Source organism: Rhizobium sp. BR 362 (assembly GCF_036528765.1).
In the GTDB taxonomy this organism is placed as follows: domain Bacteria; phylum Pseudomonadota; class Alphaproteobacteria; order Rhizobiales; family Rhizobiaceae; genus Rhizobium.
The window spans coordinates 306,283-323,553 of the sequence record NZ_JARWGH010000004.1 but is presented as its reverse complement, the minus strand read 5'-3'; the positions used below and the strand labels follow the sequence as shown (position 1 = coordinate 323,553).

The following is a 17,271-nucleotide window of genomic DNA, read 5'->3' as shown; positions in this document are numbered from 1 at the left end:
AAAAGGCAGAGGACAACCACTATGCAATTTTAGGGTTTTTTGGTCAATTCGCCCTGGAAATAAAACCCATGCGTGAAATCACAGCGATTATACCGACCAGCCCGACAGCCAACCAGAAGTACGCATTTCGCATTCTATCATCGATTGTCGACTTGGTTGCGCTACTCAAAGTAGCGTCGACAAATCCTTGCTCATTAAAGTCGATTCCGGAAATCAAACGTCCGTGAGCGTCGACATAGGCCGAAACACCGGTATTGGCGCTGCGAATCAGCGGCAATCCCTGTTCGACAGCCCTCACCCGCGCCTGCAGGAAATGCTGGTAGGGACCTGGCGTATCGCCGAACCAAGCGTCATTCGTAACGTTCAAAATCGCGTCGGCCTTTCGGATTTCCGGCGTCATCTCATTCGGAAAAATGATCTCGTAGCAGATCAGCGGATAGAGATTGATGCCGCTTGGAAGCGTCAGCAACTGCCGGCTGGCGGCGGCCGAAAAGCCGCCCGGCAGCTCGATGACATTCTGAATTCCGAGGTAACCGAGAATATTTTCGAAGGGCACATACTCGCCGAAAGGCACAAGGTGGGTCTTGTCGGAGGCGCCGATGATCTGGCCGCGGCCGTCGATCACATAGATGGAGTTGTAGTAGCGCGGCTCAAGCCCCGGACCCATGTCCTCGACGCGAACGGCGCCGGTGATCAGGATCTGGTCATCGTCGAGCTGATCGGCAATGCGGGTCAGCGCGTCCTGGTTGTCCGTCAAAATAAAAGGAATCGCGGTCTCCGGCCAGACGATGATGTCGGGCCGTTTACCGCCATTGGCCGGCGGCTGCACCGAGAGCGAGAGATGCTTGTCGAAGATGGCGGCGCGATCGGCATCCGTGTCCATTTTGGCTTCCTGATCGATCGCAGGCTGGACGATGCGTATCACCGGCGCCGCCTTGCCGCCGGCAGGCGCTTCCGGCAGGCTCAATGCATAGTAGCCGTAACCGAAGTGAGCGGCGGCGATGAGCGCGGCGAGCGCGATACCCGGTACCCGCCCCTGGCGTGTGCCGAGGAGTGCCGGGGCTGCGAACACGAAGACCGCAAGCACGGTGACGCCGAGTACGCCCATCACATGCGCCGATTGCATCATCAGCGGTGTGGGCATGGCGCCATAGCCGATGGCGTTCCAGGGAAAGCCGGTGAAAAGGAAGCTGCGCAGCCACTCCACCAATCCAAAGGCGAAGGCGAGTGCGGCAATACGCCCCATGCCGTCAGACCAGAGCAGCCGGGCCAGCGCCGCCGCTACACCGTAGAAAATTGCCAGAAACGCCGGCAGGCCGAGGATCGCCAGCGGTAGCGCCCAGGCGAACTCGTCGGCATCGATCAGAAGCGCATGGCCGAGCCACCAAAGACCGGCGACGAAATAGCCGAAGCCGAATAGCCAGCCAATGGCAAAGGCAGGCCAGAGGCGACCCAGGAAGCCGCTGTCGGGACCAGCGGCAGCCCCATCCAGCAGCCAGACAAGCAGCGTGAAGGAAACGAACATCGCCGCGAAGAAGCCGAAGGGCGGCAAGGCGAGGACGCCGACGGCCCCCGCCAGGATGGCAAGAAGTGTGCGCTTGAAACCCCAGACGAGGATTACCCTGCCCGAAAGCCGTTCCATGCGCGCGCTCCGTCCAAACTGCGAATCAATTGGCCGCAGTCTTTCAAAAATGCAGCGATTTGTCCCACTGAAGCGCCATTTATTGGCTCGCGGTCTTCTGCTCGGTCGGGGGTTCGTCCGGAAGCATGTCGGGCAACGGCAGGTCGCGTTCGATTACACCACCTTCACCCTCCGCCTTCGCCGGACGGCGGCGCAAGGCATGACGCTTGCGGGTGATGCGCACCCGTTTGATGCGGCGCGGATCGGCATCGAGAATGTGGAATTCGAAACCCGGCAGCGCCTGGACGAGCTCGCCGCGAACCGGAATGCGGCCGAGCGCGGAGAAGATCAGGCCGCCAAGCGTATCCACCTCGTCCACCTGCTCGCTGATGTCGAAATCCGGGCCGATCGCTTCGGCGATCTCCTCCAGTTCGACGCGGGCATCGGCAACGAAAACGTCTTCGGAGACGCGCTTGAACATGACTTCCTCGTCGTCATGTTCGTCGTCGATGTCGCCGACGACCATTTCGACGATATCCTCATGCGAGGCAAGGCCGTCCGTGCCGCCATATTCGTCGATGACGAGCGCCATCTGCGTGCGGTTGACCTGCATGCGGCGGAGAAGATCGGACGCCAGCATGGAAGGGGGCACGAACAGGATCTTTCGGATGATGCCGGCTTCGGCGAGCGTCTTCTGCAGGTCGACGCGCGAAAGGTCGAAATTCGGCTTGGCCGAGCGCGGCGGCTTCTCGGCCGGGCTTGCGGCCGAGGCAGACGCCGCAGCGGCTGCCGCCGCCTTGCCATTGCTGCCGCGGCGCTTGTTGCGCGCCTGCTTGGCGACGTAGGACAGGAGATCGCGGATATGCACCATGCCACGGGGATCGTCGAGCGTTTCGGCATAAACCGGCATGCGCGAGCGGCCGCTCTCCTCGAACAGGATCATCAGCTCGCCAATGGTGATGTTCTGGTCCACCGCCTCGATATCGGCGCGCGGCACCATGACGTCCTCGACACGCACCTCACGGAAGCGGAGGATGTTGTGCAGCATCGCCCGCTCGTCCGGCGAAAAGGCGTCGTCATCGGTGGCGTTGGTCATCAGCGCATCGGCGAGATCCTCGCGCAGACGCGCCGACCCCTGGGCTGGGCGCAGAATGCGCGCAGCGCGGGCCCAGAAGGAAGAATGTGATCGTTTGCCGCTACTACTGCCAACCTCATCGGAGGAGGCGGTTTCGGCTCCGTCTTTGGCCTCGGCGGCCGGTCTTGTCGTAAAGTCGCTCATTGTTCCTGATCAGACAGGGTTCAAGTCAAATGGGGTCCTGCCCCGCATAGGGATCAGATAGGCCAAGCCCCGCCAAAATGCGAGTCTCCAGCCCCTCCATTCTTTCGGCTTCGCTATTATTCATATGGTCGTAGCCGAAGAGATGCAAGAAACCATGCACCATCAAATGGGTCAGATGGTCATCAAAACTCTTTTCCAGCTCGGCCGCTTCCCGCTCCACCGTCTCTTTGGCAATGATGATGTCGCCGAGCATCGGGCCGGGTTTACCACCTGGCACGAGCGGAAAAGCGGGGAAAGACAGGACGTTGGTCGCCTTGTCCTGCTCTCGCCATTCCGCATTGATCTCGCGGATCGAAGCATCGTCAGTGAAAACCAGCGACAATTCCGGGGCCATTTTCGGAAAGGGCTGCTTCTCGTTTGTCTCAAGATAGGCCGCAGCCGCGCCCAACACGCGCTCGGCGAAGGCCTGCAACTCGTCCTCGGAGGGCCAGCCGCCCTCTTCGACGCTGATCTGTATATCGAGATCGGCCATCAGATTTGCGGATCGACCCCGTTGCCCTCAACAGGAGCGGCGTAGTTCGAGTCGTAAGCCCTGACGATGCGCGCCACCAGCGGATGGCGGACGACGTCCGTGTCCTTGAAGCGGACGATGGTTATCCCTTCAACGTCATTCAGGAGCTGCAGGGCTTCTACGAGACCGGATTTCACGCCGCGCGGCAGATCGATCTGGCTGGGGTCGCCAGTGATGATCATGCGCGAATTCTCGCCGAGACGCGTCAGGAACATCTTCATCTGCATCGAGGTGGTGTTCTGCGCCTCGTCGAGAATGACGGCGGCGTTGGCAAGCGTGCGGCCGCGCATGAACGCGAGCGGAGCGATTTCAATGACGCCTGCCGTGATGGCGCGCTCGACCTTGTCGCCGGGCATCATGTCATAGAGGGCGTCATAGAGGGGGCGGAGATAAGGATCGACCTTTTCCTTCATATCGCCCGGCAGGAAGCCGAGGCGCTCGCCGGCTTCGACGGCCGGGCGTGACAGGATGATCTTCTCGACCGCGCCGCGCTCCAGAAGCTGAGCGGCATGAGCAACGGCGAGATAGGTCTTGCCCGTACCGGCCGGGCCGACGCCGAAAACCATTTCGGACCGGTCCATCGCCCTGATGTAGGCGTCCTGGGTCGGCGTGCGCGCGATGATCGTCTTCTTGCGCGTCGAAATCTGCGCCATCGTCAGCTTGGCTTTTTTCTCCATCGTCGGCAGCGTCAGTTGGTCGTCGGCGGCAACCGCCATGCGGATTGCTCCTTCCACGTCGGAGCGTTCCACATTCCCACCTTTCTGCAGCTTGTCATAGAGATAATCGAGCGTGCGGCGCGCCTGATTGGTCGCCAGCACATCGCCGGTGATGATGACGGAATTGCCACGGGCGCGGGCGTCGATGCCAAGACGCTCCTCGAGCAGCTTCAAGTTCTGATCGAACTGCCCGAAAAGTTCGCTGGCGAACCGATTGTTCTCGAACGTCAGGATGAAGTGATTGGCGTCGCTCGCGGTGCGTGGCTGGCGCGATGAAGAAGAAACCAATTCCTGTCCGTTCAAGCGGTCCGGCTCCTTTGCCTGGTCCGGAACCTAGAGCAACTCAGCAAAAAGGCTGTTCGTGCTGGTTCCGATGATTCGTACGTTGATAATGTCACCGATTTGCGATGCTTTTGCATCAACATTCACAGATTGCAGCCAAGGAGACCGGCCGATCAACTGGCCCGGCACACGACCCGGCTTTTCGAGCAGGATATCGACCACTTTGCCGACGCAGGCGTCAGCGAATTCGTGCTGCTGCTTCAAAAGCAGCGCCTGCAACCGTTCCAGCCGTTCCGCCTTGATCTCTTCCGGCACTTGGCCCTTCAATTCCGCACCCGGCGTTCCAGGGCGCGTCGAATATTTAAACGAGAAGGCTTGCGCATAGTTCACCTCCTCCACAAGACGAAGTGTATCCGCAAAATCCTGCTCTGTCTCCCCCGGGAAACCGACAATGAAATCACCCGAAAGGGCGATATCCGGCCGTGCTCCACGGATTTTTTCGATCAAAGCGAGATATTCCGCCGCCGTATGCCGCCGATTCATCGCTTTGAGGATGCGGTTGGAACCGGACTGAACCGGCAGATGCAGATAGGGCATCAAGGTGCGCAAATCGCGATGGGCCGCTATCAGCCGCTCATCCATATCGCGCGGGTGGCTGGTGGTATAGCGCAGCCGGGCAAGGCCCGGAATTTCCGCCAGCCGGTAGAGCAGGTCGCCGAGGCTCCAGGCTTCGCCCGAAGGTCCGGTGCCGTGCCAGGCATTGACGTTCTGGCCGAGCAGCGTGATTTCGCGCACGCCGCCATCCACAAGTTTTTCAGCCTCCTCGACGATCTGAGCGACCGGACGGGAGACCTCGGAGCCGCGCGTATAGGGCACGACGCAGAAAGTGCAGAACTTATCGCAGCCTTCCTGCACCGTCAAAAAGGCGGTCACACCACGGGCGCGGATTTTCGTCTGCTCAGGCGTCGGCAGATGTTCGAACTTGTCCTCGATCGCATATTCCGTATCGACGACGCGCTGGCCTTCCTTGGCGCGGCGCAACGCGTCGGGCAGGCGGTGGTAAGTCTGCGGACCAATGACAACGTCGACGGCGGGCGCGCGGCGCAGGATTTCCTCGCCTTCTGCCTGGGCAACGCAGCCGGTGACGCCGATCATCATGTCTCGGCCATCGGCGGCCTTGCGCTTCTTCATCTCGCGCAGGCGTCCGAGCGCCGAATAGACCTTTTCGGCCGCCTTCTCGCGGATATGGCAGGTGTTCAGCAGGACGAGATCGGCTTCTTCCATGTCTTCGGTCGGCTCGTAGCCATCGCGGGCAAGCGCATCGCTCATCCGCGTCGAGTCGTAGACATTCATCTGGCAGCCGTAGGTCTTGATGAAAACCTTGCGGCTGTTGGAGCCATCGCGCAGGCCAAGCTCCAAAGCATTGGGCTGCGGGGCATCGAGAAGTGCACTATCCTTGGTCATGGCCACTATGTAGTGGCTTTTGCTTCTGGAGAAAATGAAAAAGTTAAAATCGCCGGAATATCAGGCGATCTCGCGTCCAAGCAGCCGACTCGCCAGCATGGTGCGGATGCGCCGCGCCACGGTGGCGCTGACCTCCTTGCGATTGGTGTCGGCGCGATAATCCACCGCCTCGCCGAAGCAGACGTCGACATCGATCGCCCCGCAGGCAAAGATGCCCTTCAGGTGTGGCACAAGCTCGATATCGCCCGGCCAAGCGGCAATGGGGCGATAATAACGGCCCATGGCGACGCCATGGACACGAGTATAGGCAACCGCGACCGGCTGAACGTGAACGACGGCATCAGGCGTCTTCGGCAAAGCGGCGGCGGCCGCGCCGAACAGCGAGGATTTGACGTCGAGCAGGCGGTTGCCGTCCGAGGTCGTGCCCTCCGGAAACAGCACCATGATCTCGCCATCGGCCATGCGCTCGGCGATCTCGCTCACCTGATCGCCGGTCTTGCGCTTCTGCTCGCGTTCAATGAACACGCTCTTCTGCCACTGGGCGAAAAGGCCGAAGATCGGCCAGTCCCGCACTTCCGACTTTGCGATGAAGGCGACGTCGGCAACCGCGGACAGCACAAGAATATCGAGCCAGGACGCGTGGTTCGAGGCCAGCATCAGCGGCCGGCGACGCTCAAGCTCTCCGACGACATGGATGCGGATGCCGAGCCAATAGCAGATGATGCGATGCCAGTAGCGCGGTAGGTAGCGCCTGAGCTTCCAGTCGAAGCGCAAGCAGAGAATTTGCAGCGGCAGCAGGACGAGGCTGACAGCGCAGATGACGATGACGGCACAGCCGACGCGCAGCCAGGTTATCAAATCATCCGCTCCCGCACGACGGCCGCCACTTCAGCGTTCGTCCTTCTTCGCCGGCTCATCCTTTTTCAGCGGAATGCCGTAGAGCTCCAGCCGATGGTCGACTAGCTTGAAGCCGTGTTCGCGGGCAATGCGCTCCTGCAGCGCCTCAATCTCCGGCGAGTGAAATTCGACCACTTCGCCGCTCTTCAGATCGATCAGGTGATCGTGATGCTCCTCCGGCACGGTCTCGTACCGCGACCGCCCGTGACGAAAATCGTGGCGGGCGATGATGCCGGCATCCTCGAAAAGTTTTACGGTGCGATAGACCGTCGAAATCGAGATCTTGCCATCCACCTTGACGGAGCGGCGGTGCAATTCTTCGACGTCGGGATGATCCTCTGAACTCTCGATGATGCGCGCAATGACCCGCCGCTGCTCCGTCATGCGCATGCCGCGCTCGGCGCAAAGCTCCTCAAGGGATTTTACGGGATCGTTCATCGAATACGGTCTTCAGTCTATTCGTCTATGACAACGGACTAGCGAAGAACGCGGCGCATGACAAGCGCCGTCGATTTCGCGCCGTTTTCATCGACGTAATAGGCCTTGCGTTCGCCGACCGTTTCGAATCCGAGTTTGCGGTAAAGACCGACGGCCGACTGATTGCCGCCATCGACTTCCAGGAACATGGTTTCGCCGCCGCGATTGCGCGCCTCGCGCAACGCCGCCTGCATCAGCCGCCAACCGAGACCGATACGGCCCAGCTTGGCGTGGACGGCCACCGTCAGGATTTCCGCCTCACCCGCCGCCTGCCGCGCCAGTACGAAGCCGGGAAGCGGCTTCTTCAGGATAGCGTTGGTCTGACGGGCGACAAAGCCGAAGGTGGTGTTCTGCGACAGCAGATTTTGAAACTCGCTTTCGTCCCACACCCGCGAAAAACGTTCGCCATGCAAGGCTGCCACCTCGGCGCAATCCTGCAACTGCATGGGAACGATCTCATATTCGGCTTTCAGGGTGAGATAGGATTCGAACATGGTCATAGCCTGGCGACTGCGTACCCCGCCTGCGGTCGGGCGTCGGGTCCGCGAAGATAAAGCGGCTTCGGCTTTTCGCTGAGAGGTTTGACGGCCCCCAGCCTAGCGACGATGGCGATGGGAAAGGCATCCGGCCGTGCCGGCGGCGGAGAGTCGCTCAGCCGGGCAACAGCCGAACCGGTGACCACGCCGTCGAACGCAGTTGATATCGCACGCGCTTCCTCGATCGTCACGGCGCGCGCCTCATCCAGTGTATGGCCATCGGCATCGAAGGACTGGAGATAGATCTCCTCGCGCTTGGCATCGATGGCGGCCAGAACCGATTTACCCGGTCTCGTCTCCCGGGCGGCAGCGGCCATAACCTCGAGGGTCGTGACGCCGACAGCGGGAATATTCAGGGAAAGCGCGAAACCGCGGGCGGCGGCGACGCCGATGCGGATGCCGGTGAAGGAGCCGGGGCCGACGGTCACGACCACACGCTCCACTGCCGCGAGCGCTATATCGGCTTCAGCCAGCGCCCGGTCGACAACATCCATCAAATGCTCGGCATGCCCCCGCCCGATCGTTTCCGTGACCTCCCCCATCACAGAATCACTACCGCTATCATACACAGCGGCAGCGCAATCCACACCTGCCGTGTCGAGCGCCAGTACGATCATCACAATTTTTCCGAAAAGGCCAAACTTGAAGCGCAGTGATTTAAGGTCAAACCACCACCGCACTCCAAAATATGTTTTTGCACGGTCTTATCCAAAAACCGCTGCGCGCGCTTGGGGATCATGCTTAGACGGCTTCGACTTCCTGCACTTCCGGGACGAAATGGCGCAGCAGATTCTGTATGCCATGCTTCAACGTCGCCGTCGATGACGGGCAACCGGAGCATGATCCCTTCATGTTGAGGTAGACCTTGCCATCACGAAAGCCGCGGAAGGTGATATCGCCGCCATCCTGAGCGACAGCCGGACGAACGCGGGTTTCGAGCAATTCCTTGATGGTCAGCACGATCGATTCGTCGCCTTCATCGAAGAACTCGCCGCCGGCATCCTGCGCCTCGGAAAGAACCGAGCTTTCGCCCATGACCGGCTTGCCGGACATGAAATGCTCCATGATCGAACCGAGGATGGCGGGCTTCAGATGCTGCCATTCCTGGTCTTCCTTGGAGACCGAGATGAAGTCGTAGCCGAAATAGACGCCGCTGACGCCCGGTACATCGAAAATTCGGGCAGCGAGCGGCGAGACTTCCGCTTCTTCGGCGCTGCGGAATTCGGCGGTGCCGCTTTCCATCACCACCTTGCCCGGCAAAAACTTGAGGGTTGCCGGGTTCGGCGTCGCTTCGGTCTGAATGAACATCTTGGTCTCCATGCGGCGGACCAAAGGCCCAAGCCACTTCAGTAGTGTCCGACTTTAGAATATTTCAAAAGAAAATAGGCTTTTTGACCGCGCTATTCAAGAGACTGATTCTCAAGAATTAGCCCCAAAAACTTAGCTCAGCGCGTCGATTTCCTCATTCGTCAGCGTATCCGGCAGCACCGTCACGGGGATCGGGAAGGCCGCGGCGCGCCCGGCGATCGAAGACACCAGCGGTCCCGGCCCTTCCTTGGCCGAACCGGCGGCAAGGACGAGCAGCGCGATATCCCGATCTTCCTCGATCACCGCATTGATCTGCTCGGCGGCCGAGCCCTCACGGATGACGATTTCCGGATCGATGCCGATATTCTCGCGCACGATCTGCGCCGCCTTGGCCGTTGCAGCCTCGGCCTCCTCGCGCGCTTCGGCCCGCATGATCTCCTCGACGCCCAGCCACTGCTGGAAATCGCCTTCGGGGATCACAAACAGGAGGACAAGGCCGCCGTTGGAATTTTTGGCGCGCCGGCCGGCATAATGGACGGCACGCTGGCATTCGGGAGTGCCGTCGATGACCGCCATGAACTTGCGGCGATGACCTTCGAGCCGTGAAAGACGTTTTGATACCATGGGTCAAGTCTGACATCGAAATCCGTGCCATGGCAAGCCCCGTTTTGAACCAGGTGACTATTGCCGCTCAGGCGGCTTACAGGTCCATTAGCCTTGCCTCGCCCGATACGCGAATGGAGCTTCCTACAGCGGCCGGGATATCGGCGTGCAGGCGGGAACGCATTCCCATATCTTCACCCTGGATAATGTCGATCGCACCGCCATGCGGCCAAGCAATGTCGCGGAGATATCCGGCAAAGCCTGCGGTTGAGGCACCGGTCGCCGGGTCTTCATAGACCCCGCCCGACGCGAAGGCATTGCGGGTGTGGAACAGTTGCGGCGTTTCGGCATAGGCAAGCAGGATCGTGACCCAACCTTCGCGGATCATCAAGGAACGGCCCGCATCGAGATCATAGGTCATGGCGGCAAGGGCCTCACGGGATTTCAGGGCCAGCATGAAGTGATCGGCGCCGCCGTGAATGAGCGCAGGCGGAATGGCCGGGTCCAGATCGTCGATCGAATATCCGAACAATGCCAGCACCTCCGATGCCAATTCCGGCGCCGGCGCTTTGCTTCTGGTGGGCGGCGACTGCAGGGCGGCCGTTAGGACGTCGCCATTCCGGTGCCCTTCGACAGTGATATTGGCCTGATTGAGCGCCAGCGCAAAAGTGCCGTCGCCCTGACGCAACGCAAGGGCCGCCCCAAGGGCGATCGTCGCATGACCGCAGAATGGAACTTCCGATTCCGGAGAGAAATAACGCACTCTCCAGCCCTGCCCTTCCGGGCAGGCAAAAGCGGTCTCGGAGAAACCGACATCGGCTGCGGTGCGCTGCATCTCGGCGGCATCGGGCAGGACATCGGCAATCAAGACGCCGGCGGGATTGCCGCCGGCTCCGTTTTCCGAAAAGGAAGCAATCCGCAAGATGTTCAAGGTCTAACCATCCGTTCGCTGGTTGGCGCGCCGCATCGGCGGCGCGCCAACAGATAAGAGATCAAAAGCCTCAGTAGATAAAGCCTATGATGTCGCGGACCTGCTTCATCGTCACTTCGGCGCGGGCTCTCGCACGGTTGCTGCCGTCGCGCAGGATGGCGTCGATATGGCCGGGATCAGCCATCAGCCGACGCATTTCGCCGGTGATCGGCGAGAGCACATGCACGGCGAGATCGACCAGCGCCGGCTTGAAGACCGAGAACTGCTGGCCGCCGAACTCCGAAAGAATGTCGGCCTTAGACCTATCGGCAAGTGCTGCATAGATGCCGACTAGATTGTCGGCTTCCGGCCGGCCGGCGAGACCTGCGACCTCGCTCGGCAAACCGTCCGGATCGGTCTTGGCCTTGCGGATCTTCTTCGAGATATTCTCCTCGTCGTCGAGCAGATTGATGCGCGACAGGTCGGAAGCATCCGATTTCGACATCTTCTTGGTGCCGTCGCGGAGCGACATGACACGCGGCGCCGGCCCCTCGATCAGCGGCTCGACCATGGGGAAATAGGCGTGCACGGGCTCGTCACCGACGGTGATGTCGATGCCGTAGCCCGAGCGGCGGATATGCTCCATGTAGTCCAGATTAAACTTCATGGCGATGTCGCGCGTCAGTTCCAGATGCTGCTTCTGGTCGTCGCCGACCGGCACGTGCGTGGCGCGGTAGACGAGGATGTCGGCCGCCATCAGGCTCGGATAGGCGTAGAGGCCGAGCGAGGCCTGCTCGCGGTCCTTGCCGGCCTTGTCCTTGAACTGCGTCATGCGGTTCATCCAGCCGATGCGGGCAACGCAGTTGAAAATCCAGGCAAGCTCGGCGTGCTGCGGCACGGCGGACTGGTTGAAGACGATATGCTTTTTCGGGTCGATGCCAGCGGCGAGGAAGGCGGCGGTGATCGAACGGATCTGGCCCGGCATGTCCTCATGCACGAGCTGAGCGGTCAGCGCATGCATGTCGACCACGCAGTAGATGCAGTCGTTGTTGGCCTGCAGGGCCACGAACTTGCGGATCGCGCCGAGATAGTTGCCGAGATGGAGATTGCCGGTCGGCTGGACGCCGGAGAATACGAGCGGCTTGAATTCAGTCATGTCGTCCTCAAAAGGCTGGTGGAGGGCCTGGGCGAGCTCGCGCTCGACCCCTGGTATTGGCGGGCTTATGCACGCCGGACAGGCAGGGATCAAGAGGATATCTGGCGGATTCGTTTCTGCATGATCTTTATCCGAAAACCGCGCAGTTTTCGCTGACGCGGTCCTCCGGTTCGGGATCATGCCTCAGGAGGAATGCTGGATCAGGTCCCAGGTATTGCCATAGGGATCGGCAAAGACAGCCACGGTGCCGTAGACCTCATGACGGGGCTCTTCCAGAAACCGCACGCCCTTCGCAACCATCGCCGCATGATCGCGCGAAAAATCCTCGGTCTTAAGGAAGAAGCCGACGCGGCCACCGGTCTGGTTGCCGATCGCCGCCCTCTGTTTGTCGTCGGCTGCTTGCGCAAGCAGCAACGCGGCTCCCTCGCCATCCTTCGGCCTGACGATGACCCAGCGCTTGCCTTCCGGCTGCACCTCGTCCTGCAGGCAATCGAAGCCGAGTGCATCGCAATAGAAGGCCTTGGCGCGATCGTAATCGTCAACGACGAGGGTGACGAGGAAGAGGGATTGAGGCATCGGGGCTCCGGAACCAAATTGATTGCGAGTTTACGGAGATTGCACACCCCCTCTGTCACTGTCGTGACATCTCCCCCACAAGGGGGAGATTGGTAACGCGTGGCAGCCTCAGCACCAGACAAGCATCGCATCTGCTGAGCTTGAATTTATCGCTTTAGCAGAGAGCACGGCAAACTCCCAACGGTCTCCCCCCATGTGGGGGAAATGTCCCGAAAGGGACAGAGGGGGTGCCCGAGGTCTGACATTCACCGTCCTCTGATTTGCCGCTTACTCCCCATTCACCGCTTTTGCATCCGGCGCAGGAGCTGGTCGCTTGCGCTTCAAATTGCGGCGTACCATGCCCAAGTCCACGCCGCCGATCAGGAAGGCGACAGCGAAATACACCACCATCGCAATCAATATGAGCAAGCCCAGGACGCCGGTCTTGGTGAGCAGCGTCGAGCCGGACCCCAGAAGCGGCTCCCAGCGATGAGACAAATATATGATGACGCCGCCCATGATGGCGGAGGAGACGAGCAGCATGACGGTGCGGCGCGCCAGCGACCATTCCCAGGTGAGATGTCCGCGGCGATAGAGCACGACGAAGAGCTGCACAGCGTTCAGCCATCCGGCAATCGCCTCGGCGAGCGCGATGCCGCGTTCGGCCAGCACCGGGAAAAGTAGGATGGACAGCGCCGAATTGACGAAGACGGCGACCGCCGTGTAGCGCATCGGCGATTTCGTATCTTCGCGGGCATAAAAGCCGGGCTGCAGCGCCTTGATCAGCACGAAAGCAGGCAGGCCCAGGCCGAAGATCGCAAGAATGGAGCCGACCAGCGTTGTATTGTTCGGGTTAAAGGCGCCGCGCTCGTAAAGCACACGGATGATATCGTCGGAGAGAAGCCAGAGTGCGACAGCGGCCGGCAGGGTTAAAAACAGCACGAATTCGATCGAGCGGTTCTGGATATTGGCGGCTTCCTTGATATGGCCTGACTTCAGCGAACGGGCCAGTTCTGGCAGAAGCACAATTCCGACCGCGACGCCGACGACACCGAGCGGCAATTGGTAGATGCGGTCTGCATATTGCAGGGCGGCGATCGCGCCTTCCTTGCCCGAGGCGATCGCCTGGCCGATTACCAGATTGATCTGGGTGACGCCGCCGGTGATGGCCGCAGGGATGGCAAGAAGCAGGAGCCGCTTGACATTGGGCGTGAAGCGCGGAAAGCGCAGGCCGATACTGATGCCGGCATGGCGCACGCCGATATAGACGACGGCCAGTTGCAGCACGCCTGCCACCAGTACCGACCAGGACAGGTACCAGGCGGTGGCCAGCGGATCGGCGCCGAAATAGATCGCATAGAACAGCGCGCTGATCATCACCAGGTTGAGGAAGATCGGAGCCACGGCGGCGGCGAAGAAATGATGCAGCGAATTCAGCATGCCGCTCATCATCGCCGTCAGCGACATCGACATGAGATAGGGGAACATCACGGCGGCCAATCGGACCGTCAGGTCGAATTTCTCGGCATCATCGGCGAAACCAGGCGCGATGACCCAACGCACTAGGAGCGGCATGGCCAGTTCCATGACGATGGTGATCAGCAGCAGGACCGAGAAGAGAACGCCGAAGACTTCCTCCGAAAAACGCTTGGCGCCCTCGATGCCGTTCGCCTCGATCTCCTTGGCGAAGAGCGGCACGAAGGCGGCGTTGAAGGCGCCCTCGGCGAAAAGACGACGGAACAGGTTCGGAAAGCGGAAGGCAGCGTAGAATACGTCGGCCATGGGGCCGGTGCCGAGGGCGGCGGCCATCAGCGTTTCGCGTGCGAAGCCGAAAATGCGGCTGCCAAGGGTCGCGCCGCCGACGGTGATGAATTTCTTGACGAGGCTCATGCGGCTGAACCGGCTTTCTTTTCGGTATCGAGCTTTTCAACGGCGGACGAGCGCGTGGCGACGGGGGCGATGATGCCGGAGGGCATGCGCTCGCGCATCTCATCCTCTTCGCCGGCCATCACCGCCTTCAGACGCGCGGTGATGTTGGCTCGCTTGTTTTCGTTGGAGATCTTCTGTCCGACGAGATCGGTCACATAGAAGGTATCGATGACCTTTTCGCCGAAGGTGGTGATGCGCGCGGACTGGATGTCGAGCGACAGATCGGAGAGAACCGCGGTGATTTCCGACAGCAGGCCGGGGCGGTCGAGGCATTCCACCTCGACGACTGTGAATTTGTTCGACAAGCTGTTGGAGATCGTCACCGATGGCGGGATGACGAAAGCCTTGTTCTTGCGGCGGTTCTTGGTGCGGGTGGCGATGACTTCAGGCAGGCGCTTGCGGCCGGCAAGCACGTCCTCGATCATTTTGCCGATGGTGGCGGCACGCCGCAGCTCGTCCGCGTCGTCGGGGAATTCGCGGCTGACATGGATGGTGTCGAGCGCACGGCCGTCTGACGTCGTGAAAATCTGTGCGTCGGCGATATTGGCGCCCGCAGCAGCGCAGGCGCCGGCGATAACCGTCAGAAGGCGCGGATGGTCCGGCGAGAGCACGGTGATTTCAGTAATGGCGTGAAAGCTGTCGGTGCGCACCATGGTCGCAAGCACCTGGCCGGATTTGTCGGTCTGGCGAATGAACTGCGTATGGCGGATCTGATCTTCCAGTGGCACGGAGAGAAGATAAGGCTGGTAGTGCAGCTTGACATAGGCCTTGCGGTCTTTCTGGCTCCAGTCCTCCAGCGCCTTCTCGAGCGCTTTGGCCGCCTCTTCCGCCCGTTCCCGCCGCGAGACCTCCGAGAAACCGCCAGCGAGCAGCAGTTCGGTCTCGTAATAAAGCGTGCGCAGAAGCTGGCCCTTCCAGCCGTTCCATACACCGGGACCAACGGCGCGGATGTCGCATACGGTCAGGATCAGGAGCATCTTCAACCGGTCGAGCGACTGCACCCGGTCGGCAAAATCGATGATGGTCTTGCGGTCAGTCAGGTCGCGGGTCTGGGCGACCATCGACATGGTCAGATGCTCCGCAATCAGCCAGACCACCAGCTCCGTCTGTTTCGGCGTCAGGCCGAAACGCGGGCAAAGCTTGCGCGCCACCTTGGCACCGGCCTCGGAGTGATCTTCCTCGCGGCCCTTGGCGATGTCGTGCAGCAGAACCGCGACATAAAGCGCCTCGCGGTCCTCGATACTCGGCATCAGCTTGTTGGTCAGCGGGTGAATATCCTCCGCCTTGCCCCTGTCGATCTCCGAAAGCACGTCGACGGTGCGGATCAGGTGCTCGTCGACCGTATAATGATGATACATGTTGAACTGCATCATCGAGACGATCTTGCCGAATTCCGGAATGAAACGGCCAAGCACGCCGGCCTCGTTCATGCGGCGCAGGATCAGCGCGGGATCGCGCTTCGAGGTGAGGATCGCCAGGAACAGGCGGTTCGCCTCCTCGTTTTCGCGCAGGTCGTTGTCGATCAGGCCCAGCGAACGGGTGACACGCTTCAGCGCATCGGGATGGAACTCCAGCCCATGGATGTCAGCAACGAAGAACAGGCGGATGAGGTTCACCGGATCGCGCTTGAAAACATCGGGATTGGCAAGCGCGATGCGGCCGCGATCCTCGACGAACTCGAGCGTACCGGGGATCTTGCGCAAGCGATGGGCGAAGCGGCTGATGACGCCCGATAGCCCCGGCGTCGCCTTGGCCTGCTGGTCCTCCAGTGCCGCGCAGAGGATGCGGGTGAGATCGCCGACATCCTTGGCGACGAGGAAGTAGTGTTTCATGAAGCGTTCGACGGCGGAAAGACCGGGGCGGGCGTGATAGCCAAGCGCCTCGGCAATCTCACGCTGAATGTCGAAGGAAAGCCGCTCCTCCGCCTTGCCGGTCAGGAAGTGCATGTGGCAACGCACCGCCCAGAGGAAGTCCTCGGCCTTCTGGAAAAGACGGTACTCCTGTTTCGAGAGCACGCCCAGTTTTACCAGTTCGGCCGGATCGCGGACGTGGTAATAATATTTCGAGATCCAGAACAGGGTATGCAGGTCGCGCAGACCGCCCTTGCCTTCCTTGACGTTCGGCTCGACCAGATAGCGGGTATCGCCGGCCTTGCGATGACGCTCGTCGCGCTCGGCAAGTTTGGCAGCGATGAATTCCGGGCCGGTGTTGGTGACGATTTCCTTGTCGAAACGCGTTTCCAGCTCACGCGCCAAGGATTCGCTGCCGCAGATAAAGCGCGTCTCCAGGATGGCGGTGCGCACCGTCATGTCGGACTTTGCCTGCCGCATGCATTCCTCGACGGTGCGGGTGGCGTGGCCGACCTTGAAGCCCATATCCCACAGCATGTAGAGGATGAACTCGACCGCCTTGTGCGTCTCGTCTTCCGGCTTCGGCTGGAAGAGGAACAGGAGGTCGATATCCGAGCCGGGCGCCAGCGTGTCGCGGCCATAGCCGCCGACAGCGGTGATCGCGAAGCTGCCTTTTTGCTTCGGATGGACGTGGCTAACCGTGAAGTCGTATAGAACGGTGATGATCTGGTCCTGCAGCCAGGAAATGCGGTGCGCACATTCGAGCCCGCTGCCGTCCTCGGAAAGCAGGCGGCGCGCCTTTTCGCGGCCTTCCTGGCTCGCCTTCTTGAACAAGGCGAGAAGAGCGGGGCGCTCGTCCTTCTTGTCCTCATGGCGCTTGGCGAGGGTCTCGCATTCCGCCCTTAGCGCAGAGACGTCGAGAATGACGGAAAAATCGATGTCATGCTTTACCATGCTCGGCCGACCGGGATCCTGTTCATTGACCGCGGCCCATCGCCGGCGCGCCTGTCTTTTCGTCTGCATGCGCTATAGCCTCTTTGCCCGGCGATTGACACAGGCATTCTACGCCCGAATCCTCTAATTCAGCCTAGACCAAATATCCGGAGCGAGCGGCCTC

16 protein-coding genes are annotated in these 17,271 nt (G+C 60.8%); all 16 read right to left on the bottom strand.

Annotation, left to right across the window (positions count from 1 at the left end; translation table 11 throughout):
- Positions 1-43 precede the first annotated feature (43 nt).
- The 16 genes from lnt to QDY28_RS08070 all read right to left on the bottom strand — a co-directional run bounded on the left by lnt (position 44) and on the right by QDY28_RS08070 (position 17,177).
- Positions 44-1,642: an apolipoprotein N-acyltransferase gene (gene lnt, locus QDY28_RS08145; RefSeq protein WP_331381183.1), complete on the bottom strand. Its 1,599-nt coding sequence runs from the start codon at positions 1,640-1,642 to the stop codon at positions 44-46.
- 79 nt (positions 1,643-1,721) lie between these two features.
- Positions 1,722-2,900, bottom strand: a complete 1,179-nt coding sequence (locus QDY28_RS08140; protein WP_331381182.1) for a hemolysin family protein — start codon at positions 2,898-2,900, stop codon at positions 1,722-1,724.
- 25 nt (positions 2,901-2,925) lie between these two features.
- Positions 2,926-3,432, bottom strand: coding sequence for an rRNA maturation RNase YbeY (gene ybeY, locus QDY28_RS08135; RefSeq protein ID WP_331381181.1), 507 nt, complete (start codon positions 3,430-3,432; stop codon positions 2,926-2,928).
- Complete coding sequence (locus QDY28_RS08130; RefSeq protein WP_331381180.1) at positions 3,432-4,490, bottom strand: PhoH family protein; 1,059 nt, start codon at positions 4,488-4,490, stop codon at positions 3,432-3,434. The genes ybeY and QDY28_RS08130 overlap by 1 nt, the downstream gene beginning before the upstream one ends.
- A 30-nt stretch (positions 4,491-4,520) precedes the next feature.
- Positions 4,521-5,933: a tRNA (N6-isopentenyl adenosine(37)-C2)-methylthiotransferase MiaB gene (miaB, locus tag QDY28_RS08125; protein ID WP_331381179.1), complete on the bottom strand. Its 1,413-nt coding sequence runs from the start codon at positions 5,931-5,933 to the stop codon at positions 4,521-4,523.
- 60 nt (positions 5,934-5,993) lie between these two features.
- Positions 5,994-6,791: a lysophospholipid acyltransferase family protein gene (locus tag QDY28_RS08120; protein WP_331381178.1), complete on the bottom strand. Its 798-nt coding sequence runs from the start codon at positions 6,789-6,791 to the stop codon at positions 5,994-5,996.
- A gap of 30 nt (positions 6,792-6,821) precedes the next feature.
- Positions 6,822-7,268 (bottom strand): Fur family transcriptional regulator, encoded by a 447-nt coding sequence (locus QDY28_RS08115; RefSeq protein ID WP_331381177.1) that lies wholly within the window; start codon positions 7,266-7,268, stop codon positions 6,822-6,824.
- Positions 7,269-7,306: 38 nt separating this feature from the next.
- Complete coding sequence (locus QDY28_RS08110; protein WP_331381176.1) at positions 7,307-7,801, bottom strand: N-acetyltransferase; 495 nt, start codon at positions 7,799-7,801, stop codon at positions 7,307-7,309.
- Between the two features lie 2 nt (positions 7,802-7,803).
- Positions 7,804-8,460 (bottom strand): tRNA (adenosine(37)-N6)-threonylcarbamoyltransferase complex dimerization subunit type 1 TsaB, encoded by a 657-nt coding sequence (gene tsaB, locus QDY28_RS08105; RefSeq protein ID WP_331381175.1) that lies wholly within the window; start codon positions 8,458-8,460, stop codon positions 7,804-7,806.
- Positions 8,461-8,584: 124 nt separating this feature from the next.
- Positions 8,585-9,151 carry a NifU family protein gene (locus QDY28_RS08100; protein ID WP_331381174.1) on the bottom strand — a complete coding sequence of 189 codons (567 nt, stop codon included), beginning with the start codon at positions 9,149-9,151 and terminating at the stop codon, positions 8,585-8,587.
- A 132-nt stretch (positions 9,152-9,283) separates the two neighbouring features.
- On the bottom strand, positions 9,284-9,775 hold the full coding sequence (locus tag QDY28_RS08095) for a universal stress protein (RefSeq protein WP_028751029.1): 492 nt from the start codon (positions 9,773-9,775) through the stop codon (positions 9,284-9,286).
- Between the two features lie 76 nt (positions 9,776-9,851).
- Entirely contained in the window at positions 9,852-10,685 is an 834-nt protein-coding gene (locus QDY28_RS08090) for a PhzF family phenazine biosynthesis protein (protein WP_331381173.1), read from the bottom strand.
- Between the two features lie 70 nt (positions 10,686-10,755).
- Positions 10,756-11,820, bottom strand: a complete 1,065-nt coding sequence (gene trpS, locus QDY28_RS08085; protein ID WP_331381172.1) for a tryptophan--tRNA ligase — start codon at positions 11,818-11,820, stop codon at positions 10,756-10,758.
- 183 nt (positions 11,821-12,003) lie between these two features.
- Positions 12,004-12,396 carry a VOC family protein gene (locus tag QDY28_RS08080; RefSeq protein ID WP_331381171.1) on the bottom strand — a complete coding sequence of 131 codons (393 nt, stop codon included), beginning with the start codon at positions 12,394-12,396 and terminating at the stop codon, positions 12,004-12,006.
- Positions 12,397-12,663: 267 nt separating this feature from the next.
- Positions 12,664-14,265, bottom strand: coding sequence for a murein biosynthesis integral membrane protein MurJ (gene murJ, locus QDY28_RS08075; RefSeq protein WP_331381170.1), 1,602 nt, complete (start codon positions 14,263-14,265; stop codon positions 12,664-12,666).
- The gene (locus tag QDY28_RS08070) at positions 14,262-17,177 is read right to left on the bottom strand and encodes a [protein-PII] uridylyltransferase (protein ID WP_331381169.1); all 2,916 of its coding nucleotides are present in this window, start codon (positions 17,175-17,177) and stop codon (positions 14,262-14,264) included. The genes murJ and QDY28_RS08070 overlap by 4 nt, the downstream gene beginning before the upstream one ends.
- Between the last annotated feature and the right edge of the window lie 94 nt (positions 17,178-17,271).

What these genes read in the sequence shown, in the direction of transcription:
- lnt (WP_331381183.1), bottom strand. Translation starts at nt 1,642, where the DNA reads ATGGAACGGCTTTCGGGCAGGGTAATCCTCGTCTGGGGTTTCAAGCGC.
- QDY28_RS08140 (WP_331381182.1), bottom strand. Translation starts at nt 2,900, where the DNA reads ATGAGCGACTTTACGACAAGACCGGCCGCCGAGGCCAAAGACGGAGCC.
- ybeY (WP_331381181.1), bottom strand. Translation starts at nt 3,432, where the DNA reads ATGGCCGATCTCGATATACAGATCAGCGTCGAAGAGGGCGGCTGGCCC.
- miaB (WP_331381179.1), bottom strand. Translation starts at nt 5,933, where the DNA reads ATGACCAAGGATAGTGCACTTCTCGATGCCCCGCAGCCCAATGCTTTG.
- QDY28_RS08115 (WP_331381177.1), bottom strand. Translation starts at nt 7,268, where the DNA reads ATGAACGATCCCGTAAAATCCCTTGAGGAGCTTTGCGCCGAGCGCGGC.
- QDY28_RS08110 (WP_331381176.1), bottom strand. Translation starts at nt 7,801, where the DNA reads ATGTTCGAATCCTATCTCACCCTGAAAGCCGAATATGAGATCGTTCCC.
- tsaB (WP_331381175.1), bottom strand. Translation starts at nt 8,460, where the DNA reads ATGATCGTACTGGCGCTCGACACGGCAGGTGTGGATTGCGCTGCCGCT.
- QDY28_RS08100 (WP_331381174.1), bottom strand. Translation starts at nt 9,151, where the DNA reads ATGTTCATTCAGACCGAAGCGACGCCGAACCCGGCAACCCTCAAGTTT.
- QDY28_RS08095 (WP_028751029.1), bottom strand. Translation starts at nt 9,775, where the DNA reads ATGGTATCAAAACGTCTTTCACGGCTCGAAGGTCATCGCCGCAAGTTC.
- trpS (WP_331381172.1), bottom strand. Translation starts at nt 11,820, where the DNA reads ATGACTGAATTCAAGCCGCTCGTATTCTCCGGCGTCCAGCCGACCGGC.
- QDY28_RS08080 (WP_331381171.1), bottom strand. Translation starts at nt 12,396, where the DNA reads ATGCCTCAATCCCTCTTCCTCGTCACCCTCGTCGTTGACGATTACGAT.
- murJ (WP_331381170.1), bottom strand. Translation starts at nt 14,265, where the DNA reads ATGAGCCTCGTCAAGAAATTCATCACCGTCGGCGGCGCGACCCTTGGC.
- QDY28_RS08070 (WP_331381169.1), bottom strand. Translation starts at nt 17,177, where the DNA reads ATGCAGACGAAAAGACAGGCGCGCCGGCGATGGGCCGCGGTCAATGAA.